14 protein-coding genes are annotated in these 21,099 nt (G+C 72.0%); 9 read left to right on the forward strand and 5 right to left on the reverse strand.

Annotated features, from left to right (window positions below):
• Positions 1-20: 20 nt before the first annotated feature.
• From purH to JAV76_RS03895, 3 genes are all read left to right on the forward strand, one after another.
• Positions 21-1,655, forward strand: coding sequence for a bifunctional phosphoribosylaminoimidazolecarboxamide formyltransferase/IMP cyclohydrolase (gene purH / locus JAV76_RS03885; RefSeq protein ID WP_198732689.1), 1,635 nt, complete (start codon positions 21-23; stop codon positions 1,653-1,655).
• A 69-nt stretch (positions 1,656-1,724) separates the two neighbouring features.
• The gene (locus tag JAV76_RS03890) at positions 1,725-2,222 is read left to right on the forward strand and encodes a GNAT family N-acetyltransferase (RefSeq protein ID WP_198732690.1); all 498 of its coding nucleotides are present in this window, start codon (positions 1,725-1,727) and stop codon (positions 2,220-2,222) included.
• 73 nt (positions 2,223-2,295) lie between these two features.
• Entirely contained in the window at positions 2,296-3,903 is a 1,608-nt protein-coding gene (locus JAV76_RS03895) for a RecQ family ATP-dependent DNA helicase (RefSeq protein ID WP_198732691.1), read from the forward strand.
• Between the two features lie 2 nt (positions 3,904-3,905).
• Here JAV76_RS03895 and JAV76_RS03900 read toward each other — a convergent pair whose 3' ends face one another.
• Positions 3,906-5,201: an NAD(P)/FAD-dependent oxidoreductase gene (locus JAV76_RS03900; protein ID WP_198732692.1), complete on the reverse strand. Its 1,296-nt coding sequence runs from the start codon at positions 5,199-5,201 to the stop codon at positions 3,906-3,908.
• Between the two features lie 69 nt (positions 5,202-5,270).
• Between JAV76_RS03900 and JAV76_RS03905 the strand changes: the two genes are divergently transcribed.
• Positions 5,271-5,603: a DUF3017 domain-containing protein gene (locus JAV76_RS03905; protein WP_198732693.1), complete on the forward strand. Its 333-nt coding sequence runs from the start codon at positions 5,271-5,273 to the stop codon at positions 5,601-5,603.
• A gap of 90 nt (positions 5,604-5,693) precedes the next feature.
• Here JAV76_RS03905 and JAV76_RS03910 read toward each other — a convergent pair whose 3' ends face one another.
• Positions 5,694-6,896, reverse strand: coding sequence for an MIP/aquaporin family protein (locus JAV76_RS03910; RefSeq protein ID WP_198732694.1), 1,203 nt, complete (start codon positions 6,894-6,896; stop codon positions 5,694-5,696).
• Between the two features lie 265 nt (positions 6,897-7,161).
• Here JAV76_RS03910 and JAV76_RS03915 point away from each other — a divergent pair, with 265 nt between their 5' ends.
• From JAV76_RS03915 to pulA, 3 genes are all read left to right on the forward strand, one after another.
• Positions 7,162-8,379: an NADP-dependent isocitrate dehydrogenase gene (locus tag JAV76_RS03915; protein ID WP_198732695.1), complete on the forward strand. Its 1,218-nt coding sequence runs from the start codon at positions 7,162-7,164 to the stop codon at positions 8,377-8,379.
• A 159-nt stretch (positions 8,380-8,538) separates the two neighbouring features.
• Positions 8,539-9,528 carry a malate dehydrogenase gene (locus JAV76_RS03920; protein WP_198732696.1) on the forward strand — a complete coding sequence of 330 codons (990 nt, stop codon included), beginning with the start codon at positions 8,539-8,541 and terminating at the stop codon, positions 9,526-9,528.
• A 231-nt stretch (positions 9,529-9,759) separates the two neighbouring features.
• A complete protein-coding gene (gene pulA, locus JAV76_RS03925; RefSeq protein WP_198732697.1) occupies positions 9,760-16,092 on the forward strand; it encodes a pullulanase-type alpha-1,6-glucosidase in 6,333 nt (2,110 codons plus the stop codon).
• Between the two features lie 49 nt (positions 16,093-16,141).
• Here the strand turns inward: pulA and purU are convergent, their stop codons facing one another.
• On the reverse strand, positions 16,142-17,014 hold the full coding sequence (purU, locus tag JAV76_RS03930; RefSeq protein WP_307843974.1) for a formyltetrahydrofolate deformylase: 873 nt from the start codon (positions 17,012-17,014) through the stop codon (positions 16,142-16,144).
• 67 nt (positions 17,015-17,081) lie between these two features.
• On the opposite strand from purU, the gene JAV76_RS03935 reads away from it, so the two are divergent.
• The gene (locus JAV76_RS03935) at positions 17,082-17,603 is read left to right on the forward strand and encodes a GNAT family N-acetyltransferase (RefSeq protein ID WP_198732699.1); all 522 of its coding nucleotides are present in this window, start codon (positions 17,082-17,084) and stop codon (positions 17,601-17,603) included.
• Positions 17,604-17,630: 27 nt separating this feature from the next.
• On the opposite strand, the gene JAV76_RS03940 is transcribed toward JAV76_RS03935, so the two are convergent.
• Together JAV76_RS03940 and JAV76_RS03945 are read right to left on the reverse strand one after the other, a co-directional pair.
• Positions 17,631-18,392: an ATP-binding cassette domain-containing protein gene (locus JAV76_RS03940; protein WP_198732700.1), complete on the reverse strand. Its 762-nt coding sequence runs from the start codon at positions 18,390-18,392 to the stop codon at positions 17,631-17,633.
• Between the two features lie 76 nt (positions 18,393-18,468).
• Positions 18,469-19,704, reverse strand: coding sequence for an ROK family transcriptional regulator (locus JAV76_RS03945; RefSeq protein WP_198732701.1), 1,236 nt, complete (start codon positions 19,702-19,704; stop codon positions 18,469-18,471).
• A gap of 226 nt (positions 19,705-19,930) precedes the next feature.
• Here JAV76_RS03945 and chvE point away from each other — a divergent pair, with 226 nt between their 5' ends.
• Entirely contained in the window at positions 19,931-21,034 is a 1,104-nt protein-coding gene (gene chvE / locus JAV76_RS03950) for a multiple monosaccharide ABC transporter substrate-binding protein (protein WP_198732702.1), read from the forward strand.
• Positions 21,035-21,099: the final 65 nt, after the last annotated feature.

A 21,099-nucleotide genomic window follows, 5' to 3' on the forward strand; every position in this document is an offset into this window, starting at 1 on the left:
CCCACGACAGGAGTCCGCAGATGTCCTCTGCCGCCAGCCCCGCCCACCGGTCCTCCGCACCGCCCCTCGCCGACGATGCCCGTCGGCCCGTCCGCCGTGCGCTCGTGAGCGTCTACGACAAGACCGGCCTGCCGGAGCTCGCCCAGGCGCTCCACGCCGCGGGCGTGGAGATCGTGTCCACCGGCTCGACGGCGTCGACCATCGCCGCCGCCGGGGTGCCCGTCACCGGTGTGGAGACCCTCACCGGCTTCCCCGAGTGCCTCGAGGGCCGGGTCAAGACGCTCCACCCCCGCGTCCACGCCGGGATCCTCGCGGACACCCGCAAGGAGGACCACCTCCGTCAGCTCGCAGACCTCGACGTCGCCCCGTTCGAGCTCGTCGTCGTCAACCTCTACCCGTTCACGGCGACGGTCGCGTCCGGGGCGAGCCCCGACGAGTGCGTCGAGCAGATCGACATCGGTGGGCCGTCCATGGTGCGCGCCGCCGCCAAGAACCACCCGAGCGTCGCCGTCGTCGTCGACCCGGCCGCCTACCCGGCCGTCGTCGAGGCGGTGCAGGGCGGGGGCTTCACCTACGCCCAGCGCAAGGGTCTCGCCGCCCAGGCGTTCGCCCACACCGCGTCCTACGACGTCGCCGTCGCGAGCTGGATGGCCGACGTCGTCGCGCCCGCCGAGGACTCGGCCGCCCTCCCCGCGTGGGTGGGGGCCACCTGGACCCGGTCGGACGTCCTGCGGTACGGGGAGAACCCACACCAGCGCGCCGCCCTGTACGCCTCCGCCGACGGGGCGCCCGGGCTCGCCCGCGCCACGCAGCTGCACGGCAAGGCGATGAGCTACAACAACTACGTGGACGCCGACGCTGCGTGGCGTGCCGCCCACGACCACGCGCGCCCCGCCGTCGCGATCATCAAGCACGCCAACCCGTGCGGCATCGCGGTGGGCGACGACGTCGCCGACGCGCACGCCAAGGCGCACGCGTGCGACCCGCTGTCGGCCTTCGGTGGCGTCATCGCGTCCAACGGCGTCGTGACGCGCGCCGCCGCGGAGCAGATCGCGCCCGTCTTCACCGAGGTGGTCGTCGCACCCGGCTTCGAGCCCGAGGCCCTCGAGATCCTCACCGCGAAGAAGAACGTCCGGCTCCTCCAGGTCGACGGGGCGCCCGGCGCGGACGTCGAGATTCGGCCCGTCAGCGGCGGGCTCCTCGTCCAGGCCGTGGACCGGGTCGACGCGGCAGGCCCCGACGGCGGGGACGCGCCGTCGTCGTGGACGCTCGCCGCCGGCGAGCCGGCCGACGACGCCACCCTCGCGGACCTCGAGTTCGCGTGGCGTGCCGTCCGTGCCGTGAAGTCCAACGCGATCCTCCTCGCCACCGGGGGAGCGTCCGTCGGGGTCGGCATGGGACAGGTCAACCGCGTCGACTCGTGCCGCCTCGCGGTCGAGCGCGCGAACGCCGGCGACAGCGAGCGCGCCCGGGGCGCCGTCGCGGCGTCCGACGCGTTCTTCCCCTTCGCCGACGGGCTCCAGGTGCTCCTCGACGCCGGGGTGCGCGCAGTCGTCCAGCCGGGTGGGTCCGTGCGCGACGCGGAGGTCGTCGCGGCCGCCGAGGCGGCGGGCGTCACGCTCTACCTCACCGGGACCCGGCACTTCGCGCACTGACCGGGTGACGCCGGGCCGTCCTCGGCCCGGCGTCCCACGGTCCCGCCCCGTGCACGGCATCCTGTGGGCATGACGACGCAGACGACCGTACGCCGGGCCACCGAGGACGACTGGGCCCTCGTCCAGGACGCCCGGCTCCGTGCCCTCATCGAGGAGGACAGCCCCTTCGTGGCGTCACGCCAGCGGGAGGAGGGGTTCAAGGAGCTCCACTGGCGGTTGCGGCTGCGCAGCACCCCCACGTGGCTCGCGGTGAGCAGCGGCGGCGCCCCCCGGGGGATGGTGTGCCTCATCGAGGAGCCGGGATCGCCCGCCGACGACCGGCACGTGACGTCCCTGTGGGTGGATCCCGCCCACCGGCGCCAGGGGATCGCCTGGAGCCTCCTCGACACCGTCCGTCGCGCAGCCCTCGCCGACGGTGCGCGCACCCTCTCGGCGTGGGTGGTCGACGACGACGTGGCCGCCGGTGACCTCGCGGTGCGGGCCGGGTTCGCCCGCACCGACGAGCGGCACCCCCTGCCGCGCGACCCGTCGCGCGCCGAGGAGAGGCTCCTGCTCACTCTCGCCTGACCCGCTGCGGCGCGGACCCGGGTTGTGGGTCGTCCACGGTGCGGGGTGCGCACGGCGCGGTTAGCGTGTCCCGATGACGACAGCATCCCGTCTCGAGGACGCGGTCCGCCAGGTGCTCGGCGAGGAAGCACGGTTGCGGGACGCCCAGCGCGAGGCGCTCACCGAGCTCCAGGACCGCGACACCCTCCTCGTCGCCCGGTCGGGCGCGGGGAAGACGGCGGTCTTCGCGGTCGCGACCCTCCTCGCCCGCCGGCTGACCCTCGTCGTGTCCCCGACGCTGTCGCTGCAGCGCGACCACGTCGAGTCGCTCGCCGAGGCGGGGCTGCGCGCCGCCTCGGTGAGCTCGGCCCGCACGGCCCGGCAGCAGCGCGACGCACTCGAGGCGGCCGCGTCCGGCGGGCTCGACGTCCTCCTCCTCGCCCCGGAGCAGCTCGTCCGCCCGGAGGTCGTCGACACCCTCGCCGGCGCAGGCGTCGGCCTCCTCGTCGTCGACGAGGCGCACTGCGTGAGCGAGTGGGGTCACGACTTCCGTCCCGACTACCTCCACGTCCCCGCCGCGGCCGCACGCCTCGGCGCCCCGCGCGTCCTCGCGACGACCGCCACGGCGTCCGCGTCCGTCCGGCAGGACGTCGTGGAACGCCTCGCCCTCACCGACCCCGCCGTGGTGGTGCACGACGTGGACCGCCCGAACATCCACCTCGCCGCGCGCGACGTCGCCGACGACGCGTCCCGCGACGCCGCCGTCGTCCAGCAGGCCGTCGACGCCGAGGGTGCCGTCATCGTGTACGCGCAGACCCGTGCCCACGTCGACGCCCTCGCCGAGGCGATCACCGCGGCCGGCCGACCGGCGCTCAGGTACCACGCGGGGATGCGCGCGCGGGACAGGGACGAGGCGCAGGACGCCTTCATGGGCGGGACCGCCGACCTCGTCGTCGCGACGAGCGCGTTCGGCATGGGGGTGGACCGCGCCGACGTCCGCCTGGTGCTGCACGCGGGGCCGTCGCCGTCGCTCGACGCGTACTACCAGGAGGTCGGCCGTGCCGGCCGGGACGGCGAGCCCGCCGCCGCGGTCCTGTTCCACCGTGCCGAGGACTTCGCCGTGAGCCGGTACCTCCGTGGGGGAGGAGCGCCCAAGGAGACGGTGCTGCGCACCGTCGCCGCGGCCGTCCGCAAGGCACCGGCGGACCGTGCCGAGGTGGTGCGGCGCACGGGCCTCGGCGCCCGCACCGTGTCGCGTGCGCTCGGAGCCCTCGTCCAGGCCGGGGCCGTCGACGAGCAGGACGGGCCCCGGTGGGTGCGCGGGCAGCGCCTCGACGCCGTGCTGCGCCGGGTGCGGGAGAACCACGAGACCCGCCGACGCGTCGACCTGTCGCGCGTCGAGATGGTGCGGACCTACGCGGACACCCTCGACTGCCGTCGGCGGGTGCTCCTCGAGCTCCTCGGCGAGGTGCAGCCCGACCCCTGCGGTCGCTGCGACCGGTGCGACGAGGGCACGAGCCGGAGCGCCGGCGACGGCCCGTACCGCCTGGGGCAGGCGGTCGTCCATCCCGAGTGGGGGGCGGGCACCGTGACGCTCGTCGAGGACGGCCGCGTGACGGTCCTCTTCGAGGAGCACGGGTACCGGACCCTCGCCGTCGACCTCGTGGCGGAGAGCGGGATCCTCGCCGTGGCGGCCGCCTGAGGTCAGCCCGCGTCGACGCGGACCGTCGAGCGCAGGGCGACCGTCGGGTCCGCGGCGCGCCCCACGTCGAGCTCCACGGGGCCGTGGGCGAGGAGCCGCCGTGCCCCTCCGACGTCGCGTGGCGAGTCGACGGCGAGGATCCCTGTCACCCGACCGGTGCGGTCGACGTACAAGGCGCCCCACCCCGTCCCCGGGGTGCCTGGGTCGCCCCGGAGCACCACGTCGTCCGACGCGACGTCGGGGAGCCCGAGGAGCGCGAGGTCGTGGCCCAGCTGGGTGGAGAAGACGTAGGGCGCGGGGCGTGCGGGCGCGTCGAGCCCGAGGACGGACCGTGCGACCGCGTCGGGGTCGAGCAGCGCGGCCGACCAGTGACCGCCGGGGACGGTGCCCCAGGCGCCGTCGGCCCGGACCGCGCAGTCGCCCACGGCGCGCACGCTGCCGGGCGGCGCCCCGGGGAGGTCGGCCCGCCCGGAGGCGTCGACGACGACCGCCCCCCGCGCGTCGGTCCGGACGGCACCGTCGAGCCAGCCCGTCGCAGGGCGCGCCCCCACCGCGACGAGCACCACGTCGGCAGCGAGCTCGTGGTGCCTCCCGGACGCGTCGGTGGCGTGGACCGCGCGGGAGGTCACGCCGGTGACGGTCGCCGAGGTGAGCAGGCGGACGCCCGCCGACGCGTACCAGGCCCCGAGGTGCTCGCCCACGACGGTCCCGAGCTGGCGGTGGAGCGGGACGCCGGCGGCCTCCACGACCGTGACGTCGCAGCCCGCCCGCGCCGCGGCACCCGCGACCTCCGCGCCGATCCACCCCGCCCCTACGCACACCAGCCGGACCCCGGGGCGCAGGCGGGACCGCAGGGCTGCGGCGTCGTCCGCGGTGTGCAGGACGACGGCGCCGTCCCACCCGGCCGGGCGGACCGGCCGTGACCCGCACGCGAGGACGACGACGTCGGCGTCGAGGGTCCGCCCTGACGCGGTGACGACGCGGGCGCCGTCCGACGAGGGGAGGAGCACGCGGGCCGCGTCGCCGAGGAGGACCTCGTCGGCCAGGGCGGTGAGGTCCGCCCCGAGCTCCGCGGACAGCCACGCCGGCTCGGTGCGGGACATCAGCTCCTTGGACAACGGCGGTCGGTCGTACGGCGGGAGATCCTCGTCACCGACGACGGTGAGTGTCCCCGTGTGCCCGTGGGCCCGGAGCGCGGCCGCCGTCTGCGTCCCGGCGAGACCGGCCCCGACGACGACGACCCGGGCCGCGCGCGGGTCGGTGGCCCCGCGCGGGGGTACGGATGGTTCGAGTGGCATGGGGCAACGGTAGTCTCACGGGGTGATGTGCTGGATGACGTGCCCGGGCGGACGACCCAGGACGGTCTCGTGAACCCGACCGAGGGCCCTGCGACGGTCGTGGAGCAGCCGCCGGACGGGCCGCCCACCGGGGCCGCGTCCGCCCCGCAGCGCAGGAGCACCGCGATGTGGATCGTCATGGTGGCGCTCCTGGCGTCCCTCGCGGTGACGTTCGACGTCGGGGCGAGGGCGGGGGCCATGAGCATCTCCGCGCTCCTCGTCGCGGCGGCGGTGACCCGCGGGCTGGTGCCCGGCCCGGGGCCCATCGGCATCACCGTCCGGTCTCGGGGGGTCGACGTCCTCATGTTCGTCGGGCTCGCCGCGGTCATCGCCGCCCTGGCGCAGACCGCCCCCAACATCTGAGCACCACCCGGGTCCGGGTGCCGGGACGCCGCAGGCCGGCGCCGGGCGCTGAGCGCTCCGGCCACCGGCCTGCCGCGGGGCTGGGGGACGTCAGTCCGTGGCGCCCGTGCCCTTCGGCTTCTTCGTGCCCTTCGGGGCCGTGGTGCCCGTGGGCGCCTCGGGGTCCTCGGTCCGCTCGGCCGGCGTCGTGCTCGCGGTCTCGGGCGGAGTGGTCGGGGCGGACGGGGCGGCCGTCTCGCGGGCCGTCGTCGGGACCTCGGGGGACGTCGCGGTCGTGTCCTTCTCGAGCGAGGGCGACGCGTCCGTCGTCGACGGGGCTGCCGCCTCCGGCGTGGTGTCCGTGACGACGACCTCGGTGACCTCCTCCACCTCTTCGACGACCACGTCGTCCGCGACGACGACGGCCTGGTCGTCGGGCACGAACCCGCGGTAGAAGAGGGCGCCGAGCGCGGCGCCGACGAGCGGGGCGACGAGGAACACCCAGACCTGGCCGAGGGCCCAGCCCTCGGAGAACAGAGCGGTCGCGAGGGACCGGGCGGGGTTGAGCGAGCCGCCCGACAGCGGGGTCGCGAGCAGGACGAGGAACCCGAACGTCAGGCCGACCACGACGGGTGCGAACCGGTTGCGGGTGCGGCGGTCCGTGACCGCGAGGGCGACGCCCACGAGGAGCGCCGTGGCGAGGACCTCCATGATGCCCACGGCGACGAGGCTGAACTCGGGGAAGGACGGCATCACGAGCTGCCCGGAGGCGACCGCGTCGTCGATCTGCTGCGGGGTGATGCCCTGCGCGAAGTAGGGGGCGAAGAAGGCCTCGGACGCCGAGCGGAACGCGCCGGAGTGCTCCTCGAAGCCGTTCGCGGTCGTCGAGAAGAAGTCGTTGAGGCCGTCGAACGTGGCGCTCTGCCCCTCGACGAGGTTCTTGGGGATCGTCGTGAAGAGCGCGGCGGCCGCGGCGACGGCACCGACGACCTGCGCCAGCCAGTACGCGGGGACATGGGCCCACGGGGTGCGGCCGGCGATGGCCGAGCCGAGGGTCAGGGCGGGCGTGAGGTGACCACCGGACACCGAGCCGATCGCCGCGGCGGCGGCCATGAAAGCGACGCCCGAGCCGAGGGCGACGCCGAGCGCGCCGGCGCCGTGCAGCGATGCGTACAGGGCGATCCCGACGCCGACGAAGACGAGGAGGAACGACCCGAAGAGCTCGGCGCCGACGACCGCGAAGAGGTTCCGGGAGGGAGCGGCGTCACGGTGGTCGGCCGTGAGGGTCTGCTGCGCAGACGCGTCCTGAGACATGTTGGTCCTGTCGTGTTGAGGGAACGGTCGTGCCCGTGCCGCGACGCCCGGCTGGCGTCCGCGCAGGGCCGTGACCGGGGCGAACAGGAGCCACGTCGGGGCGGCTCCGCAGTGCATCGTTCCACCTCCACCTGTGAGGCGCATGAAGAGGAGGACCGGCGGGGCCCCGGGGAAGGTCGGGAAGAGGGCCGTCAGAGATATCTTGACGTCGAGAAGTCGAGTAGCCTGAGGTGTCGCAACCGATCAACACAGGAGTGTTCCTCGCATGGGCAAGATCAAGGTCGTAGGGCCGGTCGTCGAACTCGACGGCGACGAGATGACGCGCATCATCTGGCAGTTCATCAAGGACCGCCTCATCCACCCGTACCTCGACGTCGACCTGCGGTACTTCGACCTCTCGATCAAGAACCGTGACGCCACCGACGACCAGGTGACGATCGACGCCGCGAACGCCATCAAGGAGCACAACGTCGGCGTCAAGTGCGCCACGATCACGCCCGACGAGGCCCGCGTCGAGGAGTTCGGCCTGAAGAAGATGTGGGTCTCCCCGAACGGGACCATCCGCAACATCCTCGGCGGCGTCGTCTTCCGCGAGCCCATCATCATCTCGAACATCCCGCGCCTGGTGCCGGGCTGGAACAAGCCGATCATCATCGGGCGCCACGCCCACGGCGACCAGTACAAGTCGACCAACTTCAAGGTCCCCGGGCCCGGCAAGGTCACCATGACCTTCGAGCCGTCCGACGGCGGGGAGCCCATGCAGTTCGACGTCGTGACGATGCCCGAGGAGGGCGGTGTCGCGATGGGGATGTACAACTTCAACGAGTCCATCAAGGACTTCGCGCGCGCGTCCTTCGCGTACGGCCTGCAGCGCAGCTACCCGGTGTACCTGTCGACCAAGAACACGATCCTCAAGGCCTACGACGGCCAGTTCAAGGACCTGTTTCAGGAGGTCTTCGACGCCGAGTTCGCCGAGAAGTTCGAGGCGGCCGGCCTCACCTACGAGCACCGCCTCATCGACGACATGGTCGCGTCGGCCATGAAGTGGGAGGGCGGCTACGTCTGGGCCTGCAAGAACTACGACGGTGACGTCCAGTCGGACACCGTGGCGCAGGGCTTCGGTTCGCTCGGCCTCATGACGAGCGTCCTCATGACGCCCGACGGCAAGACCGTCGAGGCGGAGGCCGCGCACGGCACCGTGACCCGTCACTACCGTCAGCACCAGCAGGGCAAGCCGACGTCGACGAACCCCATCGCGTCGATCTTCGCGTGGACGCGCGGCCTCATGCACCGTGGGAAGCTCGACGGGACCCCCGAGGTCGTCACCTTCGCCGAGACGCTCGAGGACGTCGTGATCACGACGGTCGAGTCCGGGAAGATGACCAAGGACCTGGCGCTGCTCATCAGCAAGGACCAGGAGTGGCTCACCACCGAGGAGTTCCTCGCGGCCCTCGACGAGAACCTCGCCGCGCGCCTCGCCTGAGGTCGCGGTCCGACGCCGGGTGCGTGATCGTTGGTCGGAGAGCCTCGGGCTCCCGGCCGACGGTCGCGCACCCGGCGTCTCTCGTGCGGCTCCAGCCGCACCGGGCGCCGAGCGTGACCCGACCGACCCGCGTGTCCTCAACGACGAAGGAGCTGTGACATGACCGCCACCCCCGTGACCGTGACCGTGACCGGAGCGGCAGGCCAGATCGGCTATGCCCTGCTCTTCCGGATCGCCTCCGGCCAGATGCTCGGTCCGGACACGCCGGTCCGGCTCCGCCTCCTGGAGATCCCGCAGGGCGTCAAGGCGGCCGAGGGCACGGCCATGGAGCTCGACGACTGCGCGTTCCCGCTGCTGGCGGGCATCGACATCACCGACGACGCCCGCGCGGGCTTCGACGGCACCAACGTGGCGCTCCTCGTCGGTGCGCGTCCGCGGACCAAGGGCATGGAGCGGGCGGACCTCCTCGAGGCCAACGGTGGCATCTTCAAGCCGCAGGGTGAGGCCATCAACGCGGTGGCCGCGGACGACGTGCGCGTGCTCGTCGTCGGCAACCCCGCGAACACGAACGCCCTCATCACGTCCGCGAACGCCCCCGACGTCCCCGCGGACCGGTTCACCGCGATGACGCGCCTCGACCACAACCGTGCGCTCACGCAGGTGGCGCGGCGTGCCGGGGTGCCCGTCGACGAGGTGCGGCGCCTGACCATCTGGGGGAACCACTCGGCGACGCAGTACCCGGACCTCTTCCACGTCGAGGTCGGCGGGGCTCCCGCCCCGGCGCTCGTCGAGGACGAGTCGTGGCTGCTCGACGACTTCGTGCCCACCGTCGCGACGCGCGGGGCGGCGATCATCGAGGCTCGCGGGGCCTCGTCGGCCGCGTCCGCGGCGAACGCGGCGGTCGACCACGTGCGTGACTGGGTGCAGGGCACGCGGGAGGGCGACTGGACGTCGGCAGGCATCGTGTCGGACGGGTCCTACGGGGTCCCCGAGGGGCTCGTGTCCTCGTTCCCGGTGACATCGCGTGGTGGTGCGTGGGAGATCGTCCAGGGGCTCGAGATCGGCGACCTCTCGAGGGAGCGCATCGACCGGTCCGTGGCCGAGCTCGTCGAGGAGCGCGACGCCGTGCGGGAGCTCGGTCTCGTCTGATCTCCCCGGACGTCCTGAGGCTCCTCCGCGCACCGCGCGGGGGAGCCTCCGTGCGTCGGGTGATGAGTCACCCAGGCCGGCTGCAAGAAGTGTGTCCGTTTGATACCGTTTAGTCACGGTTCTGGCGGGTGAACGCATGGTCCGTTGCAACAGGATTCGAGCCTATTGCTGCAAGTTTCTGCAATGGGTACAGTTCCGTCCCGACACGTGTCTTTCGACGAAGGAGTCGGGATGAGAACAAGCGCAGGGTCGCGCTCGCGCGCAGCGGCGTCCGCACTCACAGCACTGGCGGTGGTCGCCGTGGGGCTGACCGCCGTCGACCAGCAGGCCGTCGCCCAGGAGCGCACGGCGACCCTGGTCGGTGACCTCCAGGACGAGCTCGGGTGCGCCGAGGACTGGCTGCCGGACTGCGCCGAGAGCGCGCTCCTGCCCGCCGGCGACGGGACGTACACGGCGGACGTCACCCTGCCCGCCGGCACCTACGAGTACAAGGTCGCCATCGACGGCTCGTGGGACGAGGCCTACGGGCTCGACGGCGGCGACGCGAACGTCCCGCTCACGGTCGCGGGGGAGACCACCCTCCGCATCACCTACGACGACTCGACCCACCGGACCGGGGTCGTGCCTCTCGGCCTCGAGGGTGCCTACGGTCCGGCCGACGACGCACTCGTCGCGGAGCCTGCCCGTCAGCCCGGTTCCGACGAGCAGATGTACTTCGTGCTCACCGACCGCTTCACCGACGGGGACCCCACGAACAACGACGCCGGCCTCGGTGACGACCGGATGGTCTCCGGCTACGACCCCACCGACAAGGGCTTCTACCACGGTGGTGACCTCGCCGGGCTGCGCGCGGACCTCGACTACATCGAGGGTCTGGGCACCACGGCCATCTGGCTCACACCGTCGTTCGCCAACAAGCCCGTCCAGGGGAGCGGAGCCGACGCGTCGGCCGGGTACCACGGGTACTGGATCACCGACTTCACGCGGATCGACCCGCACCTGGGGACCAACGCCGAGCTCGAGGCGCTCATCGACGACGCCCACGCGCGCGGCATGAAGGTCTACTTCGACATCATCACCAACCACACGGCCGACGTCATCGACTACGAGGAGCAGCAGTACTCCTACGTCGACCAGGCCACCGCGCCCTATCTCGACGCCGCGGGGACGCCCTTCGACCCGGCCGACCACGCGGGCACCGGGAGCTTCCCCGAGCTCGACGCCGCGACGTCCTTCCCGTACACCCCCGTGGTGCCCGCCGACGAGGCCGACGTCAAGGTCCCGGCCTGGCTCAACGACCCGACCCTCTACCACAACCGCGGAAACTCCACGTGGGAGGGCGAGTCGACCACGTTCGGGGACTTCGACGGTCTCGACGACCTCATGACGGAGCACCCCACCGTCGTCGACGGTTTCGTCGAGGTCTACGAGACCTGGGTCGACCTCGGGATCGACGGCTTCCGCATCGACACCGTCAAGCACGTGAACATGGAGTTCTGGGAGGAGTGGACCACCGAGGTCCTCGACCACGCCCACGCCCAGGGGCACGACGAGTTCTTCATGTTCGGCGAGGTGTACGACGCCGACGCGGCCAAGCTCAGCCCCTACGTGCGGGACACGGACATGAGCGCGACCCTCGACTTCGCGTTCCAGGCGAGCGCCGCGAGCTACGCCAAGGGGTTCACGGCTGCCGGCCTGAGCTCCTTCTTCGCCACCGACGACCTCTACACGACTCCCACGACGAGCGCCCACGCGCTCCCGACGTTCCTCGGCAACCACGACATGGGTCGCATCGGCACGATGGTCGCCGGGTCGGGCGACGGGCAGCGCCGCAGCGCCCTCGCCCACTCCCTCATGTACCTCACGCGGGGGCAGCCGGTCGTCTACTACGGCGACGAGCAGGGCTTCGTCGGGGTCGGCGACGGCAAGGACAAGAACGCCCGCCAGTCGCTCTTCCCCAGCCAGGTCACCGAGTACACGGAGCAGCCCCTCCTCGACGGCACACCGCTCGGGTCCCAGGACCGTCACGACACAGGAGCGCCGCTCTACACGCACATCGCCGCGCTCGCCGGGCTCCGCGCGGGCCACCGCGCCCTCGAGAGCGGTGCGCAGATCGAGCGGCTCGCGTCCGACGGGCCCGGTGTCTACGCCTTCTCCCGCGTGCACCGCGACGAGCGGGTCGAGCACCTCGTGGCGCTCAACAACTCCACCACCGACCGCACCGTGGACGTCCCCACCCTCACCCCGGGCGCGACGTTCAGCGGTCTCCTCGGCACCGACGGCACGGTCGTCGCGGGTCCCGACGGCGTCGTCAGCCTCACGGTCCCGGCGCTCGACGCCCTCGTCCTCGTCGCCGACCGCGAGGTCGCCCCCGGGACGCCCGAGGTGACCGTCGAGGTCCCGACGCCCGGGGGAGCGGTCGACGGCGTCACGCCCGTCGCAGCGACCCTCGGCGCGGACCGGTGGGCCGAGACGAGCTTCGCGGTCCGCGCCGTCGGCGACACGGCCTGGACACCCCTCGGCACCGCCGACGACACCACGCCCCGCGTCTACCACGCCACCTCCGGTCTGCCTGACGGCACCCTCCTCGAGTACCGCGCCGTGACGACCGACACCTCCGGGGAGCGCGCCGCGGCATCGACCTTCGCGAGCGTCGGGCACGCCGTCGACGGCACCGTCCCCGCGGAACCCGACCCGGGCGACCTGCTCGTCACCGTCCCCGGTGACCACAACGCCGCCATGGGCTGCTCCGGCGACTGGGTGCCCGCCTGCGAGGCGGCCCGCCTCGACCTCCGGGACGACGGCGCCTACTCCGCGACGTTCGACCTGCCCGCCGGGCAGACCTTCGAGTACAAGGTCGCCGAGGGCGGCACGTGGGACGTGAACTACGGCACCGGCGGGGTCCCGGGCGGCGCCAACGCGACCTACACCGTCCCCGACAGCGGGACCGTGACCTTCTACTACGACCCCGTGACCCACTACTTCACCACGAGCGCCGACGGCCCGGTCCTCACGGCGCCCGGTTCCTACCAGGACCAGGTCGGCTGCCCGGGCGCCTGGCAGCCCGGATGCCTGGCAACCTGGTTGCAGGACCTCGACGGCGACGGCCTCTACACGTACTCGACGGACGCCCTGGCCGCCGGGACCTACGAGGTGAAGGTCGCCGAGAACGGGAGCTGGGATGTCAACTACGGTGTCGACGGTGTGCCCGACGGCGAGAACTACACGTTCTCCACGTCCGAGGGCGAGAACGTCGTGCTCACCTACGACCCCACCACCCACGTGCTGACCGTCGACGTCGCCGACCCGCCCCTCGCGGGCACCGGGCAGGCGCGCGCCCACTGGCTCGACCAGGGCGTCCTCGCGTGGCCGCGCGACCTCCTGCCCGCCGGGACCGACGCGGCGGACCTCTCCTGGTCCCTGCACCACGCACCCACCGGCGGCATCGGAGCCACCGACGGCGTCGTCGAGGTGCCGTCCGACGGCGGATCCCTCACCCTCACGGTCGACCCGGGCGGGATCCCCGCGGGCGTCGCGGAGACGTTCCCCGCGCTCGCCGAGCACGTCGCGCTCCGGCTTGACGCCGACCGCGCGACGGTCGAGGACCTCCTCACCGGCCAGATCCAGGTGTCGCAGACCACCGCCGACGGCACCCTCACCGCGCTCACCGGTGTCCAGGTGCCCGGGGTTCTCGACGCCCTCTACGCCGAGCCCGCCGCCGAGCGGTCCTTCGGCGTCACGTGGGACGCCGGGAACCCGACGTTCACCCTGTGGGCACCGACGGCACGGTCCGTCGAGCTCCTCACCTGGACCCCTGACGCGTCAGGAGAGGTCGAGGACGCGCAGCGGTCCGCGATGACGCGCGGTACGGACGGGGCATGGACGCTCACCGGCACCGACGACCTCGCGGGGGCCCGCTACCTGTTCGACGTCGAGGTCTTCGTGCCCACGACGGGAACCGTCGAGCACAACCTCGTCACGGACCCCTACTCCGTCGCGCTGACGAGGAACTCGACACGGTCCGTGGCCGTCGACCTCGACGACCCGGTCTTCCGGCCGGACCTCTGGGAGCAGACTCCGGCTCCCGCCGTCGAGCGCCCCGTGGACCGCAGCATCTACGAGCTGCACGTGCGCGACTTCTCGATCGGCGACCCGACCGTCCCCGCGGAGGAACGGGGGACGTACAAGGCGTTCACCCGTGACTCCACCGGCATGCAGCACCTGCGCGAGCTCGCGGCGGCCGGTCTGAACACGGTGCACCTGCTGCCCACCTTCGACATCGCGACCATCGAGGAGGACCGGGCCGCCCAGGCCACGACCGGTGACCTGTCCGGCTTCGCCCCCGACTCGCCCGAGCAGCAGGAGGCGGTGAGCGCGATCGCCGCCGAGGACGGCTACAACTGGGGGTACGACCCGTACCACTTCCTCGCCCCCGAGGGGTCGTACGCGACGACGGGCGCCCAGGACGGCGGTGCGCGCACCGCCGAGTTCCGGTCCATGGTCGGGGCGCTCCACGGGTCGGGCCTGCAGGTGGTCCTCGACCAGGTGTACAACCACACGGCCGCCAGCGGTCAGGCCGACACCTCCGTGCTCGACAAGGTGGTGCCCGGGTACTACCACCGGCTCAGCGCCAGCGGGACGGTCGAGACCTCGACGTGCTGCGAGAACGTCGCCACCGAGCACCGGATGGCCGAGCGTCTCATGGTCGACTCGGTGGTCCACTGGGCGCGGGAGTACCGGGTCGACGGATTCCGCTTCGACCTCATGGGGCACCACTCGAAGGAGAACATGCTCGCGGTCCGGGCCGCCCTCGACGGACTGACGCTCGAGGAGGACGGCGTCGACGGCGCTGCCGTGTACCTGTACGGGGAGGGGTGGAACTTCGGGGAGGTGGCCGACAACGCGCTCTTCACCCAGGCCACCCAGGGGCAGCTCGGCGGGACCGGCATCGGGACGTTCTCGGACCGCCTCCGTGACGCCGTGCACGGGGGCAGCCCCGTCGACGGGGCGTCGCTCTTCGAGCAGGGGTTCGGCACGGGCCTCGGGACCGACCCGAACGGTCGCACCGCGCGGCTCGGCGACGCCGCCACCGTCAACGACGGGTCGCCCGACGAGATCGCCGGCCTCGCACACCAGAGCGACCTCGTGCGGCTCGGGATGGCCGGCAACCTCCGCGCCTTCTCGTTCCTCACCTCGACGGGGGAGGTCCGCCGGGGCGACGAGATCGACTACCGCGGCTCGCCCGCCGGGTACGCGGACTCGCCGGAGGAGGTCGTCACCTACGTCGACGCCCACGACAACGAGACCCTCTTCGACATCCTCACCCTCAAGCTGCCTGTCGGGACCCCGATGGAGGACCGGGTGCGGATGAACACGCTGTCGCTCGCGACAACGACCCTGGCGCAGACCCCGACGTTCTGGCACGCGGGCACCGACCTCCTGCGCAGCAAGTCGCTCGACCGGGACAGCTACGACTCGGGCGACCACTTCAACGCCGTCGACTGGACGGGGACGACGAACAACTTCGGGGTGGGCCTCCCGCCCGAGGGGAAGAACGGCGAGTCGTGGCCCTACCTGGGGCCCCTGCTCGCCGACCCGACGCTCAAGCCGTCCGCCGAGCACATCGCGGCCGCGACGGCCGGGGCGCAGGACCTCCTGCGGCTGCGGTACTCCACGCCGCTCTTCCGGCTCGGCGACCCTGGGCTCATCGGGGAGAAGGTCACCTTCCCCGGTTCCGGGCCCGACGCCGCACCGGGCGTGATCCTCATGAGGGTCGACGACACGGTCGGCACCGACGTGGACCCGGCGCTCGACGGGATGCTCGTGGTCGTCAACGCGACGCCCGAGGCGGTGAGCCGTCCGGTCGACGGGATGGCGGGCCGGGCGCTCACCCTCTCGCAGGTCCAGCAGGACGGTGCGGACGCCGTCGTGCGGTCCACTGCGTGGGACGTCGCGTCGGGCACGGTCACGGTGCCCGCCCGCACGGTCGCGGTCCTCGTCGAGACCCAGGCAGGGACGCCTGGTGGACCTGGTGGACCTGGTGAGCCGGGTGGACCCGGTCAGCCTGGTGGACCCGGTCAGCCTGGTGGACCCGGTCAGCCCGGCCGGCCCGGTGGACCCGGTCAGCCCGGTGAGCCGGGAGGTGCGGGGGAGCCCACCGCGGACGTCTCGATCACCCTGTCCGAGACGCGGGTCCGTGCGGGCGACCCCGTGACGGTCGCCGGGGAGGGGTTCGCTCCGGGGGAGACGGTCCAGGTCTGGTTCCGGTCGGACGCGCAGCTGCTGGCCGCCCCCACGGCCGACACGGAGGGGCGGTTCACGGTACGCACCACCGTCCCGGCCGACGCGTCTCCCGGGCGGCACACGGTCGAGGCCGTCGGTCTGGCGTCTGCGTCGACGGCGTCGGCGGAGCTCACGGTCGTGGCCGTCGCCGGTGGCGGGTTCCTCGGGTTCACCGGGTTCAGCCCCGCCCTCGTCGGGGTGGCGCTGGCGCTCGTGCTCCTCGGTGCCGGGGCGGTTGCCGTCGGCCGTTACCGGGCTCGGGGGAGGGTTGACGGGACCTGACGCGTCGCAGCGGTCGGGTCCCGGGAGCCCCGGGACCCGACCGGGACGCTCAGCGGAAGATCACGGTCCGGTGGCCGTTGAGCAGCACCCGGTGCTCCGCGTGCCACCGGACGGCGCGCGAGAGCACACGCCGCTCCACGTCCTGCCCGAGGGCGACGAGCTCCTGGACGTGGCGGGTGTGGTCCACGCGTTCGACGTCCTGCTCGATGATCGGGCCCTCGTCGAGATCTCCCGTGACGTAGTGGGACGTCGCGCCGATGAGCTTGACGCCGCGGTCGTGCGCCTGGTGGTACGGCCGGGCGCCCTTGAAGCTGGGCAGGAAGGAGTGATGGATGTTGATGACCCGTCCCGCGAGCTCGCGGCACAGGTCGTCGGACAGCACCTGCATGTACCGGGCGAGGACCACGAGCTCGACGTCGAGCTCCTTCACCAGCGCGAGGAGGGCCGCCTCGGCCTCGGCCTTGGTCTCCTTGGTCACGGGGATGTGGTGGAACGTCTTGCCGTAGAAGGCCGTGAGCGGGCGGAGGTCGAGGTGGTTGCCTGCGACGGCCACCACCTCGATGGGCAGGCCCTCGGAGCGCTGGCGGAAGAGGAGGTCGTTGAGGCAGTGCGCCGCTGTGCTCACCATGACGAGGGTGCGCACGGGCCGTCCGACGACGTCGAGGTGCCACGTCATCCCGAACTCCTCCGCGAGCACGGTCATCGCCCCGGCGAGCTCGTCGTGCGACGCCGACGACTCCACCTGCACGCGCATGAAGAACAGGTGGGTGTCCGGGTCTCCGAACTGCTGCGACTCGGTGATGTTGCCCCCGTGCTCGGCAATCGCCCCGGCGACGGCGCGGACGATGCCCGGCCGGTCCGGACAGGAGAGGGTGAGGACCCGGTGGGTGAGGGCGTCGGGTGCAGGAGCTGTGGAGGTCACCGCCCCAGGGTAGTGCTGGGGTGGGTGCGGGGGGCGGAGCGGCACGGAAGTCTGAGACGATGAGCGCATGAGTGAGCCAGAGATCACCATCGGACTCGTGACCGACGACGCAGCGGGGGAGCTCCTCACGCTGCGCCGTGCCGCGTTCGTCACGGAGGCGCAGGTCTACGGTGACCCCAACATCCCGCCGCTGACCCAGACGCTGGGCGAGCTCAAGGCCGACCTCGCCGCGGAGGGCGTCGTCACGCTCGGCGCCTGGGCCGGCACCCGGCTCGTGGGATCGGTGCGCGTCGAGATCGAGGACGACAAGGCGACCCTCGGGAGGCTGGCCGTCGCGCCGGACCTCCAGGGGAAGGGCATCGGGACGCAGATGATGTTCGCCGTGCTGCCGCACCTCCCCGAGGAGACCACCGAGATCTGGGTCTTCACCGGCAAGGACTCGAAGCAGAACCTCGCGATGTACCAGAAGCAGGGCTACGAGCACCAGCACGACCAGGTCGCCGGTGACCTCACCTATGCCTATCTCCGACGCATCCTCGGCGAGGGTGTCGCGGACGACGACGCGAGCGTCAGCGCCGGCGAGGCCTGAGAGGCTGCTCGAGGTGGCCCGCGCCTCCTAGCGGTGGGGTGTGGAGAAGTCCACGGCTCCGGTGATCGCGGCGATGATCTCCTCGTAGCTCGTCGAGTGTCCCGGGAAGCTGCCGTTGTTCCTGCCGTGCCGCAGCACCTCGATGCGGTCGGCGACGGAGCGCACGTCGGTCATGTTGTGACTGATGAGCACGACAGCGTGCCCGAGCTCTCGGAGCCTCTCGATGTGCGTGAGCACCTCGGCGGTCTGGGCGACGGACAACGACGCGGTGGGCTCGTCGAGCACCACGATCCGAGGGTTGCCCAGCAGCGTCCGTGCGATCGCGACGCTCTGACGCTGCCCTCCGGAGAGGGACGAGAGCAGGGTCCGGACGGACGGGATCCGCGACGTGAGGTCGCGCAGGATCTTCCGCGCGATCTCCTCCATCGCCGCCTCGTCCATGTGCCGACCGCGGCGCAGCTCTCGGCCGAGGAAGAGGTTGGAGACGACGTCGAGGTTGTCGCAGAGGGCGAGCTCCTGGAAGACGGTCGCGATCCCGAGGGCGTGCGCGCTCGCCGGGGTCGGGATCGTCACCGGGACGCCCTCGGACTCGATGATCCCGGCGTCGGGGGTGATGACCCCGGCGATGATCTTGGCGAGCGTCGACTTCCCGGCGGCGTTGTCGCCGACGATCGCGACGACCTCGCTCGACCGGATCGTGAAGTTGACCTCGGAGAGTGCTCGGACTGCTCCGAAGGACTTGTCGATCCCGCGGAGCTCCAGCGCTGGGGTCGGGGTGGGGTCGTTCACGTCAGTCCTCTGTTCGGGAGGGCCCCGAGGGGGGCGGCAGGACAGCCACGTCGTCGTGGTGTCGGGCGGAGGGACGTCATGGTGCGGGGGGGCGATCGGGTCGGCCGGCCGACGACTCGTCGGTCAGGGTGCTGATGGTCCGGTGGTCCGTGGCCACCTCGGCGGACTGTAGCGCGAGGGTGAGCGCGCCCATGACCTCGGCCTCTGCTCCCAGCTCGCCCGCGACCACCTCGACGGGAGCGATCATGTTCGGTGCCGTGTGCCTGAGGACGGCTTCGCGGAGCGGACCGATGAGGACCTCGCCGGCAGCTGCGAGCTCCCCGCCGACCACGACGCGCCGAGGGTTGAGGGTGTTGACCACCTGGGCGACGACGGAGCCGATCCGGTCTCCTGCGTCGGCGATCACGCGGCGGCACCCGGGGTCACCCTCGATCGCCCTGGCGATGAGGTCGCGCAGCGTGAGGTCCCCGTGGCTCGAGCGCACGAGGTCGAGCAGCGCGGTGGAGCTGACGACGGTGTCGAGGCACCCGCGGTTCCCGCACCGGCAGATGTCTCCTGTGGGGTCGACCTGGATGTGGCCGATCTCGCCGGCGGCCCCGGCGTAGCCGCGGTGCACGTGTCCTCCGAGCATGATCCCGGCACCGGTCGTGTAGGACGCGCGGACGAAGATCGTGTCCCGGTACCCGCGTCCCGCGCCCAGCTCGTGCTCGGCGAGGACGCCGAGGTTGGCGTCGTTGTCGACGACCACGGTGCGTCCGAGGCGCTTGGACATGGTCTGTCCGATGTGCAGGTCGTCCCAGCCTCGCATCACGCCGCGCACCGAGATCATCCCGGTGGACGTGTCGACCGGGGCCGGGAGCGCGAGGCCCACGGTGAGCAGCTCGTCCATGGACGCGCCGACCTGGTCCAGGAGGTCCACGACGAGCAGCGCCGCGCGGTCGAGCCCCGTGTCGACCCGGTGGTCGAGGGGTAGCGGCATGTGCTGCTCGGCGACGATCGTCCGTCCGAGGTCCCCGAGGACGACCTTGAGGTGGCGGTGGCCGAACTGGATGCCGGCGACGAGACCGAGCCGACGGGCGAGGGTGACCTTGAGGGCGCGGCGCCCGGAGCGCGACGTGGGACGGGTGTCGACGACACCGGCGCCGAGGAGCTCCTTGACGATCGTCGAGATCGTCGCGGTGGACAGGCCGGTGGCCTCGGCGAGCTCGATCTGGGTGAGTCCGCCGAACCGCTTGACCGCATCGACGATCCGCGCTCTGTTCGCCTCTCGGAGCGACGTCTGCGATCCGGGGGTGGATCGGTCGATGGTCACACGCGGCAGCCTACCGCAGCGCTACTCCTGTGAGGTGGATCACTGTCTTGAGTTCGAGCCTCGAACACAAAATGGTTACGAAGTGGGGGATGCGCTTGACGGTCGAACTCAACAGCCATAGTTTTCTCGACAGCGGCCACGTCTGGGACACAGACACCTCGGCCCTGGGCGGCGCTGCCGCCGCCCACCCTTGTTCAACGGTGAAAGGGACACGACGATGACGTCAATGCGTAAGACGATTGCTGCCCTCGCGGGCACGACCATGCTCTTCGGAGCACTCGTAGGGTGCAGCTCCGAGCGCTCGGGCGACAGCGGGGACTCCGGGTCCGACACGCCGCTCATCGGCATCGCGATGCCGACGAAGAGCCTCGAGCGATGGAACAACGACGGTGCCCACCTCGAGGGTCTCCTCGAGGACAAGGGCTACGACACGACGCTGCAGTACGCCAACAACAAGGTGGACGAGCAGATCACCCAGCTGCAGAACATGATCAACGAGGGCGCGGACGTCCTCGTCATCGCCTCGATCGACGGCACCGCGCTCGGTCCGGTCCTCGAGACCGCCGCTGCGCAGGACATCCCCGTCATCGCCTACGACCGCCTCATCAACGACTCCGAGAACGTCGACTACTACGCGACCTTCGACAACGAGCTCGTCGGGACGCTCCAGGGCCAGTTCATCGAGGAGCAGCTCGACCTCGCGAGCGGCGCGGGGCCGTTCAACCTCGAGCCCTTCGCAGGCTCCCCGGACGACAACAACGCCAGGTTCTTCTTCAAGGGTGCGTGGGACGTCCTGTCGCCCTACGTCGAGTCCGGTCAGCTCGTCGTGCCGTCGGGGAAGGCGCCCGCCTCGATCGACGAGTGGACGACGATCGGGATCCAGGGCTGGGAGTCCGCCAAGGCCCAGTCCGAGATGGAGAACCGCCTCAACTCCTTCTACACCGACAAGAAGGTCGACGTCGTCCTCTCCCCGAACGACTCGCTCGCCCTCGGTATCGAGCAGGCTCTCGACGGCGCGGGCTACACCGAGGCCGACTGGCCCCTCATCACCGGTCAGGACGCCGACGAGGCGAACGTCAAGAACATGATCGCCGGCATGCAGTCGATGACCGTCTGGAAGGACACCCGAACCCTCGGCGACCAGGTCGCGACGATGGTCGGCCAGATCATCGACGAGGAAGAGGTCACGGTCAACGACGAGACGACGTACGACAACGGCGTCAAGGTCGTCCCCGCGTTCCTCCTCCCGCCGGAGGTCGTCGTGCCCGACACCATCGAGTCCCTGCTCGTGGACTCCGAGTTCTACTCGGCCGACCAGCTCGGTCTCTGACCCGACCGGTGGTGGGGCCAGTCCGGCGCGGGCCGGGCGGGGGCACCCCACAACCGGGAGGGCCG

It is taken from the genome of Sanguibacter suaedae (assembly GCF_016342785.1).
GTDB lineage: Bacteria > Actinomycetota > Actinomycetes > Actinomycetales > Cellulomonadaceae > Sanguibacter > Sanguibacter suaedae.